This is a genomic window from Aeromicrobium panaciterrae (assembly GCF_039537165.1).
GTDB classification, from domain to species: Bacteria; Actinomycetota; Actinomycetes; order Propionibacteriales; family Nocardioidaceae; genus Aeromicrobium; species Aeromicrobium panaciterrae.
This window is the reverse complement of sequence record NZ_BAAAZZ010000002.1, coordinates 1,918,503-1,937,653: the sequence shown is the minus strand read 5'-3', so window position 1 is coordinate 1,937,653 and position 19,151 is coordinate 1,918,503. Positions and strand designations below refer to the sequence as shown.

Genomic DNA, 19,151 nt, shown 5'->3' with positions numbered 1-19,151 from the left:
GTTCACCCTCCCACAGGGGTCGTGACGTACGCGAGGGAATCCCCCACTCGGACGCAGGCGACACCTCCCGGCAGCTCGATGCGCAGCTGGCCGTGCCAATCGGTGACCAGCCGGTCGATCTCCGCCAGGTGCACGGCGGCGAGCTCTGACGGATTGACTCCGGCGTCAAGGGCCGTACGGCGCAGCACCCGCGAGCGGATCACGTCGGGCAGCGCGGCGAGCGTGGCGATGTCGAGCGGCTGCTCGACGGCGTCGGCGATGGCGTCGAGGTGCGCGCCGTCTGCCCGGACCTGGTCGGCCGTACGGGCGAGCGCTTCGGCCACGCCGCCACCCAGCACGTCCTCCAGGACCGGCATCACCTCGGTGCGGACACGCACGCGGCGGTAGGCCGGGTCGGCGTTGTGCGGGTCGGTCCACCACGTCAACCCCGTCGCCCGGCAGATCTGCTCGGTGTCGCTGCGCCGAAGCTGGAGGAACGGCCGCCGGAAGACACCGTTGACCTCCGCCATGCCCGCGATGGAGCGTGGGCCGGACCCGCGGCCCAGTCCCAGCAGCACGGTCTCGGCCTGGTCGTCGAGGGTGTGCGCCAGCAGCACCGCGTCGGCCTGCTGCGCCCCGAGCACGGCGTACCGGGCGGAGCGTGCAGCAGCCTCGGGTCCACCGTCCGTCCCGACGTCGACCGTCACGGCCTCGGCGTCGATCCCGATCGCGGCGAGCTGTTTGGCCGTCCGCTCCACGACGTCGGCCGATCCGTCCTGCAGCTGGTGGTCGACGATGACGGCGCGCAGGTCCCACGACTCCTGGCCCGCCACGAACGCCGTCACCCGGGCGAGCGCCAACGAGTCAGCGCCGCCGGAGACCGCCACGACCACCCGGCTGCCCGGGCCGAGATCGGCCAGGGCACGGCGTACGAGATTGCGTCCCGCCGCGACTGCCGGGTCGAGTGGCGCCATGGTCAGCCGTGTACGCGGGCGACCCAGGACTTCGGATCGAGGATCTCGGCCTTGCCCGGGAGGTTGGCCGGCTTCTCCCACACGGCGTTGAATCCGTCGATCCCGACCGTGTCGATCGCGGTGTTCACGAAGGCGGCACCATCCTTGTACTGGCGCATCTTGGCGTCGACGCCGAGCAGCCGGCGCAACATCTTGTCGAGGCCTCCGGCGCCCTGGCGGCGCTGGTTGAACTTGCGGCGGATCACGTCGACGCTCGGGATCACCTCGGGCCCCACACCGTCCATGACGACGTCGGCATGCCCTTCGAGCAGCGACATGATGCCGGTGAGCTGGTCGACGATCTCCTTCTGGCGAGGGTTCTGGAACAACTCGTTGATCGAGGTGTCGGACTCCCCGCGGACGATCTTGACGATCTCGCCGAACGAGTCGCCGACCATCGCCGAGAGTGCCCCTGACTCCAGGTCGGTCGCGTCGATGAACTCGTCGAGCAACGACCGCATGTGGTCGCGCATCCACTCGACGGCGGTGAACTGCACGCGATGGGTCTCCTCGTGCAGGCAGACCCAGAGCCGGAAGTCGTGCGGGTCGACACCGAGCTGGCGCTCGGCCTGGACGATGTTGGGCGCGACCAGCAGGAGCCGCCCTCCCTCACCGCCGGGACCGTTCCAGAACGGGTCGAACTGGCCCAGCACCTTGGTCGACATGAACGACATCAGTGCGCCGACCTCGGCGCCACCGACCTTGCTGCCCACGGTTCGGCTCAGCCCGGACGGCATCTTGTCGGCGGCCCGGAGCTTGTCCATCACCGGGTCCATCAGCGTGCGGAACGTGTCGAGGTTGGCCTCGATCCACCGCGGTCGATCGACGACCAGCACGGGTGCTGTGGCCGACGTCGCGTGCAGCCGGCTGAACTCGCGTACGGGTCCTTCAGAGCGTGCCGCGCCCTCGCGGAGCTCCGCGACCGCCTCGGCCACCTCGGCGGCACCCATGTCGGGGCCGGGCTTGGTCAGCCGGGTCGCCGTCGACAGCGCGAGCTTCCAATCGATCATGCCTACAACTTACGCGGAGGCCGAAGCGGCCGTGAGCGTCCCGCAGCGAAGCTGCCACTGCGAGGCGGGATGAGCCGATGGCCCCGCTCGCGAGCTCAGCTACTGCACGAGCAGGCTGCAATCGCAGCGGCCACTCGGTCGAGGGCAGCCTCGGCGGCGGCGAGCGGGATCTCCGGCGTGCCGTCCGACATCAGCGCGAAGTAGACCGGCAGACCACTCGCCTCGGTGGCATAGCCGGCCAGCGAGTGCACCCCGGTCAGCGTGCCGGTCTTGGCGCGCACCTGGCCGTACGCACCCTTCGACCCCGAGAACCGCTCAAGCAACGTCCCGCTGAACCCGCTCACCGGCAGGTCGCCCAGCAGCGAGGAGGTGCGCAGGCTGGCCAGCGCGGCCAGCATGGTCTGGGCCAGCGTGGTCGGCGACACGCGGTCGTCGCGGGACAGCCCGCTGCCGTCGCGCAGCCTCAGCCCGGTCGTGTCGATGCTCGCCTTGGTCAACGCCTCGGTCACCGCCTCGGCGCCGCCCTCGAACGTCGCCGGCTTGCCCGCCGCGATCGCGACGTGGCGCAACATCACCTCGGCAGCCTGGTTGTCGCTCGTACGGACCAGCGCCTCGACGATCTGCGCGACGGTCGCACTGGCCATCGACGCGACCTCCTTGGCGCCATCGGGCACACGAGCGGCAGCCGGTCCGCCGGTGACCTGGATGCCGCGCTCCTCGAGCAGGCGGCCGAAGATCTTGCCCGCACTCAGCGCGGGATCGCGGGACCGGATGCCGTGCGCCTCGCCCTGGTCGGCCCACAGCGCGCTGACCGGCGTGACGATGTTGGCGGTGACGTACATCGAGGGCCAGCCCGCACTCGCGGACGGGCCGGTGAACAGCGAGGCGTCGTAGCCCAGGCTGACCGCGGTGACACCGTCGCGCTTCAACGCCGTCGCGGTTCGCGTCGCCAGCGTCGTCAGATCCGCGCGGACGGCACGGTCGGGCACCTTGGGCTTCTTGACGAGGAGGTAGGGGTCACCGCCACCGACGAGGACCAGCTGATCGCCGGCGAGCATGACGCGGGTGTGGAACTGCTCCTGCGGGCCGACCGTGGCGAGCGAGGCGAACGCGGTGAGCACCTTCGCGGTCGACGCGGGCACGTACGTGCCGCTGCCTCGTGTCGCCAGCACCTCACCGGTTGGACTGACGACCGCGAGACCGACGTGGCCACCGAGTGCGTCATCACCGAGCGCCCCGGCGACGGCTGCCTCGACCTTGGCGCCGTCGACCGTGCCGGACGGAGCCGCATGGGGTGTCGCGCCCTTGGGCCGGGAGGCATCCGTGAGAGCGCCGGGAGCCGTGACGTACGCGGGTCCGCAGTCGCCGTCGCAGATCAGCGGGTTGAGGCTTCCGCGCGTCCAGAGCACCGCCGAGGCGATCAGCGCGAGCACCAGCGCGCCGACGGGGATCGCGATTGCGCCGCGAGGACGTGCACCCCTGCGTATGCCCCGGTCCGTCACATGGGCCAGACTATAGAGACACCGTCGCGCCGCGCTCCTCGCGCCAGACGCCACACGATTTCACACAGACACAGCTACCAGCCGGAGGCACCCGTGATTTTCGACGTCACCGTTGAGATCCCCAAGGGCAATCGCAACAAGTACGAGGTCGACCACGAGACGCATCGCATCCGCCTCGACCGGACGCTGTTCACCTCGACCCAGTACCCCGCCGACTACGGCTTCATCGACAACACGCTGGGCCTCGACACCGATCCGCTCGACGCCCTCGTGCTCCTCTCGGAGCCCACGTTTCCCGGCTGCGTCATCGCCTGCCGCGCGATCGGCATGTTCCGCATGACCGACGAGGCCGGCGGCGACGACAAGGTGCTGTGCGTGCCGGCGTCGGATCCGCGCCAGGAGCACCTGCGCGACATCCACCACGTACCCGAGTTCGACCGGCTCGAGATCCAGCACTTCTTCGAGGTCTACAAGGATCTTGAGCCCGGCAAGTCAGTCGAAGGCGCCAACTGGGTCGGCCGTGTCGAGGCCGAGGCCGAGGTGGCCGCCAGCTTCGAGCGCTTCAAGGCCAATGGTGGCTACTGAGCCGTTGCTCCTCCGCTGAGCAGGGTGCGCATGGTGTCGGCGAGGACGCTGATGTCGACCGAACTGTCGAGCGACCGGAGAGCGGCGAGGCCGATGCCGAGGCTGAGCAGGATCGTGGCAGCCTGCTCGGCGGGCATCTTGAGCTCGATGCCGGCTTCGCCGGTCACCTGACGTACGAGGTCAGCGGCCGCGGCGACGATCGCGCGGTGGCGCTTCTTGAGCTCGGAGGCGACGTACGGGCTCTGGCGCGCGACGGCGGCGAACTCGACCTCGAGTGCCGTCCAGCTCGGCTTGCCGACGCCTTCCTGGGCCCACGCGGCGAAGGCGTCGATCCGTCCCTCGAGGTCGGTGCCCTGCGTGAACGCGGTCACGACGCCGTTGATCTGCTCCTCGTGGATGCTGTCGAGCACCGCCATGCAGAGCTCTTCCTTGCCGGAGAAGTTGGAGTAGACCGCGCCCTTGGAGAAGCCCGCCTCGAGCGCGACCTTGTCGAGGGACGTCGCGGCGTAGCCGTCGGTGAGGAACATCTCGCGGGCCACCGCGATCAGGCTCTCGCGGGTCTGCGCCTGGCGCTCGGCCCGGCTGACGGCGCGTACCTCGTTGACGGTCATCGCTTGTCCCCTCTCATTCGGAAGCGCCCGGTGTCACATTGGCAAGCATTCCAGATACCGATAGTATCCGAAACGTGATCAAAAAGGACATCGTCATCATCGGCACCGGGTTCTCGGGCATGGGTGCTGCCATGAAGCTGCGCGACTCAGGCCGTGAGGACTTCGTCGTCCTCGAGAAGGCCCATGATGTCGGAGGCACCTGGCGCGACAACACCTACCCCGGCTGCGAGTGCGACATCCCGAGCCACATGTACTCGTTCTCGTACGAGCTCAACCACAGCTGGAGCAAGAGCTTCTCCGGACAGGCCGAGATCTGGGCCTACATGCGCAAGGTCGCCGACGAGAAGGGCATCCGTCCCTACATCACGTTCGGCGTCGAGGTCACGGGCGCGACGTGGGACGACGATCGCTCGGTCTGGACCGTCAAGACCCGGGGCGGCGAGGACTACGAAGCCCGTGTCGTGGTCGCCGGAGTCGGCGGGCTGCACATCCCCAACGTTCCGGAGATCGCCGGCGCCGACTCGTTCGAGGGACCCAAGTTCCACTCCGCCCAGTGGGACCACGACGTCGACCTCAAGGACAAGAAGGTCGTCGTCATCGGGACCGGCGCCAGCGCCATCCAGTTCATCCCGATCATCGCCCAGGAGGTCGGCCACCTGACGGTCTTCCAGCGCACCCCTGCGTGGGTCCTGCCCAAGAAGGACAAGCCCACGCCGGAGTGGCGCAAGAAGGTCTTCGCCAAGGTCCCCGGAGCCACGCGCGCCTATCGCAACGCGCTCTACTGGGCGCTCGAGGCGCGCGCGATCGGCTTCAACGGCCACGTCAAGATCCTCCCGGTCGCCGAGAAGATCGTGAAGCGCTACCTCGCCAAGAAGATCCCCGACCCCGAGCTGCGCGCCAAGCTGACGCCTGACTACCGCCTCGGCTGCAAGCGCGTCCTGCAGTCCAACACCTACTACCCGACGTTCCTGCGCGACAACGTCACGCTGAGCACCGACGGCGTCGCCGAGATCGTCAAGGACGGCGTCATCGACGCCAACGGCGTCAAGCACGACGCCGACGTCATCATCTACGGCACCGGCTTCCACGTGATCGACGCGTTCGACTACCTCGACGTCAAGGGCAAGGACGGCGTCAACCTCGCCGACCAGTTCCGCGAGCACGGCACCGAGACCTACATGGGCATGACGGTGCACGGCTTCCCCAACCTCTACTTCATGCTCGGCCCCAACACGGCGCTCGGTCACAACTCGGTGGTCTTCATGATCGAGCAGCAGACGAAGTTCATCATCAAGATGCTCGACGAGATGGACAAGCGCGGCGCTGTCGCCGCCGAGGCGACGTTGACGGCGCAGACCGAGTTCAACAAGGAGATCCAGAAGCTCGTCGAGAAGGGCATCTGGACCCAGGGCGGCTGCACCAGCTGGTACCTCGACAGCCAGGGCAAGAACCGTACGATCTGGCCCAAGTTCACGTTCCAGTACTGGTGGGAGACCCGCAGGGTCGAGGCCAAGGACTTCGAGTGGGAGAAGGCTGCCTGATGACGACGCGCCGACCGAGCGCAGCGAGGGCGCCAGAGAGCACTGCTGGTCAGGCCGCCGCGCTCGAGAATCGAAATCTCCGAAGGTGAGTGGCGGCATGACGGACGAGCTGCCAGGCATCCCGGCGGGACCCAAGACGCCCGCATGGCTCATGACCTGGAAGTTCCTGCGCGATCGGCAGGGCCTGGTTCCGGGCATCCATGAGAAGTTCGGCGACACCTTCTCGATCCAGATCCTGCCGGGTCCGCGTACGTTCGTCGTCTTCAGCGACCCGGTCGACATCAAGGAGATCTTCGCCGCCGACCCGGCGCAGTTCCACGCCGGCGAGGGCAACGCGATCCTCAAGCCCGTCATGGGTGAGCACTCACTGCTGATCACCGACGACCTGGAACACCAGCGCGGACGCAAGCTCCTGATGCCGGCCTTCACCGGCCCGTCGATGCGTGCCTACCAACCTCTCGTCGAGGCGATCGCCAAGGTCGAGGTCGACTCCTGGCGCGACGGCGACAAGCTGATGACCCTCGACCGCATGAACGCGCTGACGCTCGACGTCATCCTGCAGGTCGTGTTCGGCGTCACCGACGAGAAGCGCCTCGCCGTGCTGCGCCCCAAGGTCAACCGCATGGTCAACATCGACGCCAAGATGCTGCTGGCGTGGTCGTACCCCCGACTCTTCGCACTCCCGCCGTGGCGCGGCTATTTCAAGAACCAGCAGGAGGTCGACCAGATCCTGTTCGCCGAGATCGCCGAGCGTCGGGAGGCCAAGGACCTCGACGGCCGCGACGACGTGCTCTCACGGCTGCTGCGGGTCGGCGACACCGAGGGCGAAGAGCCGCTCAGCGACATCGAGATGCGCGATCAGCTCATCACCCTGATGCTGGCGGGTCACGAGACGACCGCCTCGGCGCTGTCGTGGACACTGCACGAGCTGGGGCGCAGTCCCGAGATCCTGGCCAAGGCGCTCGCCGCGGCAGACAACGGTGACGAGGCGTTCCTCGAGGCCTGTCTCAAGGAGTCGATGCGCCTTCACCCGATCATCGACTTCGTGGCCCGCACGCTGCAGAGCGACCAGGTCGTCGGCGGCCGGCTGCTCCCGAAGGGCACCACCGTCACCCCGTCGATCATGCTGTCACACAGCCGCGAGGCGAGCTTTGCCGACTCGCACGTGTTCAACCCCGAGCGCTTCCTGGTCGACAAGATCGCACCCAACACGTGGATCCCGTTCGGTGGCGGTGTACGCCGCTGCATCGGCGCCGCGTTCTCACTGATGGAGGGCACCGTCGTGCTCCGCGAGGTGCTGCAGCGCTACTCGGTCGAGGCACCCACGGTGGCACCCAACAAGCTGCGCAACATCACCAACGTTCCGGGCGACAAGGCACCGCTCAAGCTCACCGCCCGCTGACAGTCTCGTTCGCCAATGAGGCCGCCCGCGGCCGAATGTGAGGGCGAAGCCCGAGGCGCGGTGACCAAGTGATCCCAACGCTGGGTGGGCATCTCGCCACGCCTCGCAGTCGGACGCCTTCGGCGTGGCACGCTCACGGTCGCTCCGCTCTCTGGCGCGCTTCGACGCTCGGCCGCAAGCGGCCTCGGCCTCAGCGCGGCCCGACATCGAGGATCGTCACGGCGGCCTCGCCGATCTCATCGCTCAGTGCCAGGTCGACCTGGGCCGTGATGCCCCAGTCCCGATCACCCTCCGGATCGTCGAAGGTCTGGCGCACGGTCCACGTCGTCGAGCCTTCTTCGACCATGAACAGCTCTGGACCACGGGACCCCGGGCCCGTCCCGATCGAGTCGTACTCCTCGCGATAGGCCGCCATCGCGTCCATCCAAGCCGTCGCATCCCAGCCGTCCTCGCCATCGAGCTCAGCGAGCGCGGTCCAGCGACCGAACGCCGCGAGCTCGACCCGCCGGAACATCGCGTTGCGGACCAGCACCCGAAAGGCGCGGGGGTTGCCCGTGACGGGGCGCGGGGTCTCGGCGCCCAGCGCCTTGGGGCGTACGTCGGCCGGATCATCACCGGGATGGATCAGCTGCTCCCACTCGTCCAGCAGGCTCGAGTCGGTCTGGCGCACCAGCTCGCCGAGCCACTCGGTGAGGTCCTCCAGCTCGGTGTTCCTGGCTGCAACGGGCACCGTCCGCCCGAGCGTCTTGTAGACGTCCGACAGGTAGCGCAGCACGAGCCCTTCGGACCGGGCGAGCTGGTAGTCGCCGATCAGCTCTGAGAACGTCATGGCCCGCTCCCACATCTCGCGGACGACCGACTTGGGCCGCAGCTCGTGGTCGGCGACCCATGGGTGCCCGCCGCGATAGGTCTCGTACGCCGCCGTGAGCAGCTCCTCGAGCGGCTTGGGATGCGTGATCTCCTCCAGCAGCTCCATCCGCTCGTCGTACTCGATGCCGTCCATCTTCATCTCGTTGACCGCCTCGCCGCGGGCACGGTGGCGCTGCGCGTTGACGATCGGCCGCGGGTCGTCGAGCGTCGCCTCGATCACCGACACGACGTCGAGCGCGTACGTCGGCGACTCGCTGTCGAGCAGCTCCAGCGTGGCCACCGCGAACGGCGACAGCGGCTGGTTGAGCGCGAAGTTGGCCTGCAGGTCGATCGTGAGTCGCAGCGAACGGCCTTCGGCGTCCGGCGGGTCGATCCGTTCGACGACTTCCCCGGCGAGCAGGGCGTCGATGATCTCGTCGACCTCGGCCAACAGCTTGTCCTGCGACTCCTCGGTCTCGCCGCTCTCGCGCAGGAGTCGCTCGAGCGAGGCCCGCGCATCACCGGGTCGCGAGATGACGTCGAGCACCATCGAGTGGCTGACCTTCATCCGGGACACCAATGACTCAGGCGTGCCGGTCGAGAGCTTCTCGAATGTCTTCTCGCCCCACGACACGAATCCCTCGGGCGCCTTCTTGCGGTTGACCCGCTTGAGCTTCTTGGGGTCGTCTCCGGCCTTGCGGACCAGCCGGGCGTTCTCGATGTCGTGCTCGGGCGCCTCGACGACGACGTGGCCGATCGTGTCGTAGCCGGCCCGACCGGCGCGCCCGGCGATCTGCTGGAACTCGCGCACCTGGAGCTGGCGCTGTCGGTTGCCGTCGTACTTCGACAGTCCGCTGAACAGCACGGTGCGGATCGGGACGTTGATGCCGACGCCGAGGGTGTCGGTGCCGCAGACGACCTTGAGCAGTCCTTGCTGGGTCAGCGTCTCGACGAGCCGGCGATAGCGCGGCAGCATCCCGGCATGGTGCACGCCGACTCCCGACCGGATGAGCCTCGACAGGGTCTTGCCGAACGCCGAGGAGAACCGGAAGTCGCCGAGCGCGTCGGCGATGATGTCGCGTTCGGCGCGGGTCGCGACCTTGATGCTGGTGAGCGCCTGCGCCCGCTCGAGCGCCGAGAGCTGGGTGAAGTGGACGACGTACACCGGCGTCTGACCCGTCTCGATGAGCTGCTCGAGGGTCTCCTGCACCGGCGAGGTGACGTATTCGCTGACCAGCGGAACCGGTCGCTCGGTCGAGCTGACGACCGTGGTCTCGCGACCCGTACGTCGGGCGAGATCGGCCTCGAACATCGAGGTGTCACCCAGCGTTGCCGACATCAGCAGGAACTGGGCGCGTGGAAGCTCGATCAGCGGGACCTGCCACGCCCAGCCGCGATCGGGATCTGAGTAGAAGTGGAACTCATCCATCACGACCAGTCCGATGTCGGCGCCGGCGCCTTCACGCAGCGCCATGTTGGCGAGAATTTCCGCTGTGGCGGCGATGATCGGCGCATCGGCGTTCACGGCAGCGTCGCCGGTGACCATGCCGACGTTCTCGGCTCCGAAGATCTCGCACAGGTCGAAGAACTTCTCGCTCACCAGCGCCTTGATCGGTGCGGTGTAGACGCTGCACTCGCCGCGTGCCAACGCCGCAGCCATGGCGCCGGTGGCGACGAGGCTCTTCCCGGATCCGGTCGGTGTGGCAAGGATGACGTTGGAGCCCGCCACGCATTCCAGGATCGCCTCGTCCTGCGCCGGATAGAGGGTCAGCCCGCGACTCTCGACCCATTGGGCAATCGCGTCGTAGACGGCGTCCTCGTCGTTCGTCGTCCCGGCCGGGAGGATATCGATGAGGCGCATCGCTCCATTGTGTCCGGCGGTCAGGCAGCGTCCGCGCGTGGCTTGAAGACGAACCCGAACGCCGCCCCGATCGCGCCCCCCAGCGCCCACCCGGCGAGGACGTCGGTCGGCCAGTGAGCACCGAGATAGACCATCGCCATGCAGATCACCAGCGTCCCGAGCGCGAGGACGACTGACGTCCACAGGCGTGCCCGCTTCGACGACCAGGCGACAGCGCACACGAACGTGATGCAGCCCGCCGCAAGCACGGACGAGTGGTTGGAGGGCATCGCCCAGCCGTCGACCTGGACCAGCGCGTCGGGAAACTGGGGCCGCGGCCGCTCGAAGTGCTCCTTGAGCAGGCTCGAGATCCAGCCCGCGGTCAGGACGGCCCATACCGTGGAGATCCCGACGCGCCACGCTCGTCGCCACACGATCACGATGGCAGCGACGAGTCCGAACATCGCGAGGATCCAGTGGGTCTCGTTGACGTGCAGCAACGCCTTCGTGAACGAGGTGATCCAGGAGACCCGGTGGTCGTCGATCCAGCTCATGATCTGGTCGTCGGGTCCCTGCATCGCACCAGCGTATCGAGGGCATGCGGGACTAAGCGCTCGCTTAGTCCTGCGGTAGTGTCTCGCCCATGAAAGCTGTCCAGATCACGACGCTCGACGGTCCCACGGCCCTCGAGGTCAACGAGCTCCCCAGCCCGCAGCCCGGCGATGACCAGGTCCTGATCCGCGTGCGCGCGGCGGGGGTCGCGTTCCCCGAGGTGCTGCAGAGCCGCGGGCTCTATCAGATGAAGCCCGACCTTCCCTTCACGCCGGGAGCCGAGATCGCCGGTGACGTGATCAGTGCCCCCGCGGGCTCCGGCTTCGCCCCGGGAGACCGTGTCGCGGCGCTGTGCCTGCTCGGCGGGTTCGCCGAGGAGGCGGTCGCGCCGCTCGACACGACGTTCAAGCTGCCCGACACGATCTCGTACGAGCAGGGCGCGTCGATCATCTTCAACTACGGCACGGCCTACTTCGCACTGGTCGAGCGCGGACACCTCGTCGAGGGCGAGTCCGTGCTGGTGCAGGGCGCTGCCGGCGGGATCGGCACCGCGGCAATCCAGGTCGCCAAGGCCTTCGGCGCCGGCCGTGTCATCGCGGTCACCTCGACCCCTGAGAAGGGTGCCGTCGCGCTGGAGGCAGGTGCCGACGAGTTCGTCCTCGCCGACGGGTTCAAGGATGCCGTCGCGGACCAGGGCGGCGTCGACATCGTCGTCGACCCGGTCGGCGGTGACAGGTTCACCGACTCGCTGCGCTGTCTGAAGGATGACGGTCGCCTCCTGGTCATCGGCTTCACGGCCGGTGAGATCCCGACCGTCAAGGTCAACCGTCTGCTGCTCAACAACATCGCGGTCGTCGGCGTGGGCTGGGGCGCGTACGTGCTCAAGCGTCCCGGGCACATCGCCACCGAATGGGCCGCGATGGTGCCGCACCTCGAGAGCGGCGCTCTGCAGCCTGTCGTCGGTCCGGCGTTCCCTCTCGAGGAGGCGTCGCAGGCGCTGCTCACCCTCGACGAGCGCCGCGCCACCGGAAAGGTGCTGCTCGTCCCCTGACCGGTTGACGTTACATACATACCGTATGTATGTTCGCCGTATGACTCCCCATCCTGCAGCTCTGGGTACGCCGCACGAGCTCGATCTGGGCACTGGCACGGTGCGCTACTTCGAGAACGGGCCGACCCAGGGCCCCGTCGTCGTGTTCGTGCACGGCCTGCTCGTCAACGCCGACCTCTGGCGCGACGTGGTGCCCGACGCCGTGGCCGCCGGCCTTCACACCTTCGCCGTCGACTGGCCACTCGGCTCGCACTCGATCCCGATGCCCCACGCCGACCTCACGCCGCCGGGCGTGGCTGACCTCATCGCCGACCTCCTCGAGCGCCTCGACCTCGACGACGTGACGATCGTGGCCAACGACACGGGCGGCGCCATCACCCAGGTGCTCATGACCCGTCGACCCGAACGCATCGGACGGGTCGTGCTGGCCTCGTGCGACGCGTTCGAGCGGTTCTTCCCGCCGACGTTCGCGCCCCTGCCCCGGCTCGCCCACGTACCCGGCTTCCTCGCCCTGCTGACCCAGGCCGTGCGCATCAAGGCGGTCCAGGGCCTGCCGATCGCGTTCGGTTGGGTGGCCAAGCGCGACATCCCGCCTGAGACCGTACGGTCCTACCTCGCGCCGAGCCGCCACGACCGGGCGATCCGCAAGGACCTCACCCGGTTCCTCAAGGGCGTCAACAAGAAGCACACGCTCGCCGCCGCCGAGAAGCTCCCGGCGTTCGACAAGCCGGTGCTGCTGGCCTGGGCAACCGAGGACAAGCTGTTCCCGGTGTCGCTGGCCGAACGACTCGCCGACGCGCTCCAGAACGCGTCGCTCGTGCTGATCGATGACTCCTACACGTTCATCCCCGAGGACAAGCCGGCCGAGCTCGCCGCGCACATCATCGAGTTCGTGACCCGCGTTGGCGCCTAGTCAGGAGGATCGCCGGTTGGCGACCCAGACGGCGCTGCTCGCCGCGGCCCGTCCGTTGTTCGCCGAGCGCGGCTTCAACGCGGTGTCGGCGGACGAGATCGTACGAGGAGCAGGCGTCACCCGCGGCGCACTGCATCACCACTACGGCGACAAGCGCGGGCTGTTCCGTGCCGTGTTCGAGCAGGTCGAGGAAGAGATCGTCCAAGAGATCGCCGACGTCATCGCCGCCGGCCAGGGCGACCTGTTCCCTCGAGCACTGACGGCATTCCTCGACATCACCGAGCGGACCGAGGTGCGCCAGATCGCGATGACCGATGCGCCCGCCGTGCTCGGCTGGCAGACCTGGCGCGAGCTCGAGGCGCAGTACGGCCTCGGCCTGCTCATCACCATGGTCGAGGCATCTCCGGTGGTCGACTCGACGCGGCCGGCCCCCATGCTGGCCCAGATCGTCCTCAGCGCCGTCGTCGAGGGAGCGCTGCTGATCGCGTACGCCGACGACGCCGCGGCGACTCGCGCAAAGGTGGAGTCGTCGCTGCTTGCCTTGTTCGGCGACCTCCTGCCGGAATAGCCGTATCCGCTAGGACGTGGTCAGCACGATGCGGCCGAAGACCTCGCCCTGGTCGATGACGCGATGCGCATCGGCTGCACGCTCGAGAGGGAGAATGTCGTGGACCACGGGATGCAGCTCTCCGCGGCCGACGGCATCGAACAGTTCTCGGCGGACCCGCGACAGGTCTGGTCGCGAGACGGTGTCGAGGCTGAACGTGCTGAACGAGAGAGACCGCTGGAAGAGCCCGAACAGCGACGTGCCGAAGTCGGGAGGCGGGTAACCGGCAACAACTCCGACCAGGACGAACCGGCCGTTCGGAGCGAGCCGCTCGAGGAAGTCGGGCAGCTCCGGCCCGCCTGCGATGTCGAGGATCACGTCGAACTGCCCATCCGTGCGCAGGGCGGCATCCTTGCCCGAACGGTCGAGGACCTCGGTTGCCCCCAGGGTCCGAAGGCGCTCACCGCGCGCCGGCGACGAGGTCGTCACCGCGACTGCCGACGCTCCGGCGCGAGCGGCCAGCTCGACCGCCGCGATCCCGATGCTTCCAGCCGCGCCGCGGATCAAGACCCTCGCACCGGCGACGAAACGCCCGTGCTCCAGCGCGAAATGCGCGACCGGCGCGGCACTCCCAATCGTGACGGCGTCGACCGAGGACAGACCGTCCGGCAATGCGACGACGTCCTCGAGTCGTGCGACCGCCCGCTCAGCGTATGCACCACCCAGACCCGTGAAGGCCCAGACATGACGGCCGACCCAGCCGTCGTCGATGTCATCGCCGACCGCGAGAACGGTTCCGGCGACCTCGCTGCCCGGCACATGACCGACACCGAAGGCTCCGCCACCGACCGTGCCGCGACGGATCACCGCGTCGACACCGCCGACCCCGATGGCCTCCGTGCCGATGAGGAGTTGATCGGGCTCGACGCGAGGCTCGGGAACGTCGCGGGCGCTCATGCCGTCGGGGTCTCCGTAGGTCTGGATGGTCACAGCTCTCATGCATCGGAACGTACCGGACGCCTCCGTCCACTTAGGTAGAGTGAGGGAGATGACCACGACATTGACTCAGTCCCTGCGATCGGACGCCAGCGACAACCGCGATCGAATCCTGCGCGTCGCCCGCCAGCTGTTCGCCGAGTCCGGACTGTCGGTGACGATGCGTGAAGTGGCACGGCAGGCAGAGGTTGGCCCGGCCACCCTCTATCGCCGCTTCCCCACCAAGCACGACCTCGCTGTCGCAGCGTTCGTCAATGAGATGAGCGCGTGCCACGGCATCGTCCGCGATGCTGCCGCGGACCCCGACCCGTGGCGCGGGTTCCGCTCGGTCATCGAGCGAATCATCGCCCTCAATGCCAAGAACCAGGGCTTCACCGATGCGTTCCTCTCGACGTACCCCGAAGCCGTGGACTTCGCTGCTCACCGCGCTGAGCTGCTTGATGAACTCGCTGGCATGCTGAAGCGCGCCAAATCGCGGGGCGACCTGCGAGAAGACTTCACGCTGGCCGACGTCGTGCTGCTGCTCTCAGCAGGTCGCGGCTTGGTCGGCAAGACCTCCGCGAAGCGAGAGGCCGCCGCCAGACGGCTTGCCACGCTGCTTCTGGAAGGTGTCCGGCCCTGAGCGGATCCACGATCACGGCATAGGCTCGCCGGCATGGCTTTCGAAGGCTTCTCCGTTGCTGCGCTCGACTTCTATGACGACCTCGAGATGGACAACACCAAGACGTACTGGGAGGCCAACCGAACGACGTACGACACCGAGGTCGCTGCGCCCATGAAGGCGCTCATGGCCGAGCTCAGCGAGGAGTTCGGGGAGGGCAAGGTGTTTCGGCCCTACCGCGACGTGCGCTTCGCCAAGGACAAGACGCCCTACAAGACCGCACAGGGCGCCTTCGTCGCAGCCGGGCCGTCCACCGGGTGGTATGTCCAGATCGGCGCGCCCGGCGTACGCGTCGGCGCCGGGTTCTACGAGGCGTCGGCGTCCCGGCTTGCCAGCATCCGCGAAGCCATCGTCCACGACCGGCACGGCCCGGAGCTCGAGGACCTGCTGACGCGACTGCAGGCCGCAGGCTGGGAGCTCGGCGGCGACAGGCTCAAGACGGCGCCGCGCGGCTACGACGTCGACCATCCGCGCATCGAGCTCCTCCGGCACAAGTCGATGACGATCGGCAAGAACTACGGCTTCGAGGCGTTCATCCACACGCCCGAGCTGCTCGACCACGTACGCGCCGACTGGCGCGAGGCCCGGCCATTGATCGACTGGGTCCTCGCGCAGGCCAAGGGCTAGGCCGGTCGACCTAGTTGTGGACCGCCTTCATCCCGGCCTCCGGGTAGCGCTCACCCGCGACGACACCCACGGGAACCGCCGCGTCGAGGTCAGCGAGATCCTCGGCGGACAGCTCGACATCGGCTGCCGCGACGTTCTCCTCGAGATAGGTGCGACGCTTCGTACCCGGGATAGCAACCACTCCGTCCTGGTGCAGGACCCAGGCCAGCGCGAGCTGTCCCGGCGTGATGCCCTTGGCGCCCGCCAGGGCGCGCACCTTGTCGACGATCGTGAGGTTGTGCACGAGGTTCTCGTCGGAGTAGCGCGGGTTGTGGCGACGGAAGTCGTCGGCCTCGAGGTCCTCGGTGGACGTGATCGCTCCGGTAAGGATTCCGCGACCCAGGGGTGAGTAGGCGACGAACTCGATGCCCAGCTCACGGGTCGTGTCGAGCACACCGTTGACCTCGGGGCTGCGTTCGAACAGCGAGTACTCGGTCTGCACGGCGCTCAGCGGATGCGTGGCGTGAGCTCGACGGATCGTCTCGGGCGCGGCCTCGGAGATCCCGAGGTACTTCACCTTGCCCTCGGCGACGAACTCGCCCATCGCACCGAACGTCTCCTCGATCGGGATCGCAGGGTCGACCCGGTGGATGTAGTAGAGGTCGATCGTCTCGCGGCCGAGATTGCGCAGGGACCGCTCCAGGGCCTTGCGGAGGTAGGCCGGCGAGCCGTTCGTACCGAGGCGTTCACCGTCATCGGTGACCTCGACGCCCGTCTTGGTCGCCAACGCGTACTCGTCGCTGCGACTGCCGATCACGCGGTGGATGAGCTGTTCGTTGAGGAACGGTCCATACATCTCGGCGGTGTCGATGAGGCTCACGCCCAGGTCGAGTGCGCGGGTCAGGGTGGCCGCCGACTCCTCGTCGTCGCGGTTGCCGTAGAACGCCGACATGCCCATCGCGCCGAGTCCCTCGACGCTGGCCACCAGGCCCTGGCTTCCCCATGTTGTGGTCTTCACTTGTTCATCACCTTTGTGTTGTAGAAATCGATCTTGCGGTCGATGGCCTCGAGGTGCGTCTGCACCTCGCGGAGCTGTTCACGTACGTGCTCGCGGTGCGACTCGAGGATCGCCAGCCGGTCGGGCTCGCTGCCCTCGATCCGGTAGAGGTCGACGAAGCGCCGGATGTCGCGGATCGGCATACCGGTCCTGCGGAGCATCACCAACGTGCCGAGCCAGCGCACGTCGCTCTCGGCGTACCGGCGCTGACCGGACGTCGACCGCTCCGGCTTGTGGAGGGTGAGCCCCTCCTTCTCGTAGTAGCGCAGCGTGTCGACGGTCAGGCCACTGACCTCGGCCGCGGCGCTGATCGTCAGTCCCTCGGCGGGGATCGCGGTTGTGGTCATACCTGCAGCATTCACCCTGGAGTGCGCTCCAGGTCAAATCGAATCCGTCACACACCCCAATGCGCCGGTGGGCGGTGAGTTCTCAACCCAATAACTGCGCTTTGGGTTGATGATCCACCGTTCACCCGAACGAGGCCCCATTCGGTTGAGGATCCACCGCTCCAGCAGCGAACTAGCGCGTCGGATCGTCGCCGACCTGGACCAGGAGCTTGCCGAAGTTCTTGCCGGTGAGCAGGCCGAAGAACGCCTCGGGCGCATTCTCCAGGCCGGCGACGATGTCCTCGCGGTGGCGCAGCTCGCCCGAGGCGATCCAGCCCGCGACGTCGCGCTGGAAGTCCTTGTAGTGCTCCTTGACGAACTCGTCCTGGATGAACCCGCGCATCGTGATGCTCTTGGTGAGGATCGAGGTCATGAGGTACGGCGTGCGGTCCGGCCCGGAGGGCAGCTCCGTCGCGTTGTAGTTGGCGATGAGTCCGCAGACCGGCACCCGGGCGTACGTGTTGAGCCGCGGGAGCACGGCATCCCAGACGTGGCCGCCGACGTTCTCGAAGTAGACGTCGATGCCATCCGGCACGGCCGCCTTGAGGTCGTCCTTGAACGTCGGTGACCGGTGGTCGAGGGCGACGTCGAAGCCGAGCTCGGTGAGCCACGCGACCTTCTCGGGTCCGCCGGCGATCCCGACGGCACGAGCACCCTTGATCCTGGCGATCTGCCCGACGGCCGATCCGACGGGCCCGGCTGCAGCGGCGACCACAACGGTCTCGCCCGGCTGCGGCTTGCCGATCTGGAGCAGTCCCGCGTACGCCGTGAAGCCCGGCATGCCGAGCACGCCGACGGCGGTGGAGATCGGCGCCCGGGCGGGATCGAGCTTGCGTACGTGCTTCGCCGGCAGCACGGCGTACGACTGCCACCCGTGGTAGGACAGCACGAAGTCGCCGGGGCTCAGCGCAGGGTCGTGTGACTCGACGACCTCGGCGACCGTGCCGCCCTGCATCACCTCGTCGAGCGGCTGCGGCGCGGCATAGGACTTGGCGTCATTCATCCGGCCGCGCATGTAGGGGTCGAGCGAGAGGTAGATCGTACGAAGCAGCACCTCCCCGTCACCCGGCGTCGGAACCGGGGTCGACTCGAGCCGGAAGTTGTCGTGGGTGGGCTCGCCGGTGGGCCGGGAGGCAAGCAGGATCTGGGTGTTCTCGGTCACGGCTGGTGACCCTACCCGCTGCGGCATACTCGCCTTCATGCCCACCACCAAGTTCTGGCGCTCGGTCGAGGTCCTGCACGACGTCGTCTACTTCGCTCCCGACGCCAAGGCGCGCTACGAGGCCCTCGGGCTCAAGGGTTACTGGATGGGCTACTTCGCCTCCCGGTCCGCGCCGATGGGCACGCCGCCACCCGAGATGGTGATCGCGACGTTCCACGGCTTCGCGCCACGGATGGTGCAGCGCGCACTGCCGGACGCGTGGTCGCTGGCGTCCCGTGACGACATCCTCACGGCACGTCTCGACCTGGCTCGCGACACGCTCGCTCCCGCGACGGAGGCTGAGGGCGCTGACACCGCCCGCGTCGCCAGGGAGCTCGCGGCGATCGTCTCCGGGTTCAACCTCGCCGGCAAGCCGCTCGCCGCGGCGCACGCAGCACTCGAGCGACCGACCGACGACACCGGACTGCTCTGGTGGGCCGCCTCGGCGATCCGCGAATATCGCGGCGACTGCCACATCGCGGTGCTCACCGCCGCCGGCCTCGACGGTGTCTCGGCCAACACGCTCGCGGTGGCGGCCGGCCTCACGGCGGTCGAGCAGCGCAACATGCGCGGCTGGACCGAGGACGAGTGGGCCGCGGGCTACGCCCAGCTCGCGAGCCGAGGCTGGGTCGACGCCGACGGCACGATCACCGAGTCCGGCAGGTCCGCCCGCCAGCAGATCGAGGACGCCACCGACCGTGTGTGCGCTGCCGGGATGGACCGGGAGGCGACGGGGCGCGCGATCACGGTCGAGGAGGGCCTACGTACGCTCGCCCGCGCCGTGCTGAAGTCGGGCGTCGTGAGCTTCCCCAACCCCACCGCGACACAGCACCCGTGACAACGACGTGT

19 protein-coding genes are annotated in these 19,151 nt (G+C 68.2%); 9 read left to right on the top strand and 10 right to left on the bottom strand.

Annotation, left to right across the window (positions count from 1 at the left end; translation table 11 throughout):
• Positions 1 to 2: 2 nt before the first annotated feature.
• The 3 genes from tilS to dacB form a co-directional block, all read right to left on the bottom strand.
• Positions 3 to 953, bottom strand: a complete 951-nt coding sequence (gene tilS / locus ABD683_RS10340) for a tRNA lysidine(34) synthetase TilS (RefSeq protein WP_344769697.1) — start codon at positions 951 to 953, stop codon at positions 3 to 5.
• Between the two features lie 2 nt (positions 954 to 955).
• Positions 956 to 2,002 (bottom strand): zinc-dependent metalloprotease, encoded by a 1,047-nt coding sequence (locus tag ABD683_RS10335; protein ID WP_344769695.1) that lies wholly within the window; start codon positions 2,000 to 2,002, stop codon positions 956 to 958.
• A 95-nt stretch (positions 2,003 to 2,097) separates the two neighbouring features.
• Positions 2,098 to 3,504: a D-alanyl-D-alanine carboxypeptidase/D-alanyl-D-alanine endopeptidase gene (gene dacB / locus ABD683_RS10330; protein WP_344769693.1), complete on the bottom strand. Its 1,407-nt coding sequence runs from the start codon at positions 3,502 to 3,504 to the stop codon at positions 2,098 to 2,100.
• 57 nt (positions 3,505 to 3,561) lie between these two features.
• On the opposite strand from dacB, the gene ABD683_RS10325 reads away from it, so the two are divergent.
• Positions 3,562 to 4,089, top strand: a complete 528-nt coding sequence (locus ABD683_RS10325; RefSeq protein WP_425548532.1) for an inorganic diphosphatase — start codon at positions 3,562 to 3,564, stop codon at positions 4,087 to 4,089.
• On the opposite strand, the gene ABD683_RS10320 is transcribed toward ABD683_RS10325, so the two are convergent.
• Complete coding sequence (locus ABD683_RS10320; RefSeq protein WP_344769689.1) at positions 4,083 to 4,700, bottom strand: TetR/AcrR family transcriptional regulator; 618 nt, start codon at positions 4,698 to 4,700, stop codon at positions 4,083 to 4,085. The genes ABD683_RS10325 and ABD683_RS10320 overlap by 7 nt on opposite strands.
• Before the next feature lie 74 nt (positions 4,701 to 4,774).
• On the opposite strand from ABD683_RS10320, the gene ABD683_RS10315 reads away from it, so the two are divergent.
• Positions 4,775 to 6,241, top strand: coding sequence for a flavin-containing monooxygenase (locus ABD683_RS10315; RefSeq protein WP_344769687.1), 1,467 nt, complete (start codon positions 4,775 to 4,777; stop codon positions 6,239 to 6,241).
• A 97-nt stretch (positions 6,242 to 6,338) separates the two neighbouring features.
• Positions 6,339 to 7,643, top strand: a complete 1,305-nt coding sequence (locus ABD683_RS10310) for a cytochrome P450 (RefSeq protein ID WP_344769685.1) — start codon at positions 6,339 to 6,341, stop codon at positions 7,641 to 7,643.
• 190 nt (positions 7,644 to 7,833) lie between these two features.
• On the opposite strand, the gene ABD683_RS10305 is transcribed toward ABD683_RS10310, so the two are convergent.
• Positions 7,834 to 10,353, bottom strand: a complete 2,520-nt coding sequence (locus tag ABD683_RS10305; RefSeq protein WP_344769683.1) for a DEAD/DEAH box helicase — start codon at positions 10,351 to 10,353, stop codon at positions 7,834 to 7,836.
• Positions 10,354 to 10,373: 20 nt separating this feature from the next.
• Positions 10,374 to 10,910, bottom strand: coding sequence for a phosphatase PAP2 family protein (locus ABD683_RS10300; RefSeq protein ID WP_344769680.1), 537 nt, complete (start codon positions 10,908 to 10,910; stop codon positions 10,374 to 10,376).
• A gap of 65 nt (positions 10,911 to 10,975) precedes the next feature.
• Here ABD683_RS10300 and ABD683_RS10295 point away from each other — a divergent pair, with 65 nt between their 5' ends.
• From ABD683_RS10295 to ABD683_RS10285, 3 genes are read left to right on the top strand one after another with little or no spacing between them, the layout of a single operon-like run.
• The gene (locus tag ABD683_RS10295) at positions 10,976 to 11,935 is read left to right on the top strand and encodes an NADPH:quinone oxidoreductase family protein (protein ID WP_344769678.1); all 960 of its coding nucleotides are present in this window, start codon (positions 10,976 to 10,978) and stop codon (positions 11,933 to 11,935) included.
• A 40-nt stretch (positions 11,936 to 11,975) separates the two neighbouring features.
• Positions 11,976 to 12,848, top strand: a complete 873-nt coding sequence (locus ABD683_RS10290; RefSeq protein WP_344769676.1) for an alpha/beta fold hydrolase — start codon at positions 11,976 to 11,978, stop codon at positions 12,846 to 12,848.
• Between the two features lie 16 nt (positions 12,849 to 12,864).
• Positions 12,865 to 13,416: a TetR/AcrR family transcriptional regulator gene (locus tag ABD683_RS10285; protein WP_344769674.1), complete on the top strand. Its 552-nt coding sequence runs from the start codon at positions 12,865 to 12,867 to the stop codon at positions 13,414 to 13,416.
• Positions 13,417 to 13,425: 9 nt separating this feature from the next.
• Here the strand turns inward: ABD683_RS10285 and ABD683_RS10280 are convergent, their stop codons facing one another.
• Positions 13,426 to 14,394 carry a zinc-binding dehydrogenase gene (locus ABD683_RS10280; protein ID WP_344769672.1) on the bottom strand — a complete coding sequence of 323 codons (969 nt, stop codon included), beginning with the start codon at positions 14,392 to 14,394 and terminating at the stop codon, positions 13,426 to 13,428.
• 49 nt (positions 14,395 to 14,443) lie between these two features.
• Between ABD683_RS10280 and ABD683_RS10275 the strand changes: the two genes are divergently transcribed.
• Both ABD683_RS10275 and ABD683_RS10270 read left to right on the top strand, forming a co-directional pair.
• Positions 14,444 to 15,013 (top strand): TetR/AcrR family transcriptional regulator, encoded by a 570-nt coding sequence (locus ABD683_RS10275; RefSeq protein WP_344769670.1) that lies wholly within the window; start codon positions 14,444 to 14,446, stop codon positions 15,011 to 15,013.
• Positions 15,014 to 15,046: 33 nt separating this feature from the next.
• On the top strand, positions 15,047 to 15,679 hold the full coding sequence (locus tag ABD683_RS10270; RefSeq protein WP_344769668.1) for a DUF2461 domain-containing protein: 633 nt from the start codon (positions 15,047 to 15,049) through the stop codon (positions 15,677 to 15,679).
• A 10-nt stretch (positions 15,680 to 15,689) separates the two neighbouring features.
• Here ABD683_RS10270 and ABD683_RS10265 read toward each other — a convergent pair whose 3' ends face one another.
• The 3 genes from ABD683_RS10265 to ABD683_RS10255 form a co-directional block, all read right to left on the bottom strand.
• Complete coding sequence (locus tag ABD683_RS10265) at positions 15,690 to 16,676, bottom strand: aldo/keto reductase (protein ID WP_344769666.1); 987 nt, start codon at positions 16,674 to 16,676, stop codon at positions 15,690 to 15,692.
• Complete coding sequence (locus ABD683_RS10260) at positions 16,673 to 17,062, bottom strand: MerR family transcriptional regulator (protein WP_344769664.1); 390 nt, start codon at positions 17,060 to 17,062, stop codon at positions 16,673 to 16,675. The genes ABD683_RS10265 and ABD683_RS10260 overlap by 4 nt, the downstream gene beginning before the upstream one ends.
• 172 nt (positions 17,063 to 17,234) lie before the next feature.
• Complete coding sequence (locus tag ABD683_RS10255; protein ID WP_344769662.1) at positions 17,235 to 18,263, bottom strand: NADP-dependent oxidoreductase; 1,029 nt, start codon at positions 18,261 to 18,263, stop codon at positions 17,235 to 17,237.
• 37 nt (positions 18,264 to 18,300) lie between these two features.
• Here ABD683_RS10255 and ABD683_RS10250 point away from each other — a divergent pair, with 37 nt between their 5' ends.
• Complete coding sequence (locus tag ABD683_RS10250) at positions 18,301 to 19,140, top strand: SCO6745 family protein (protein ID WP_344769660.1); 840 nt, start codon at positions 18,301 to 18,303, stop codon at positions 19,138 to 19,140.
• Positions 19,141 to 19,151: the final 11 nt, after the last annotated feature.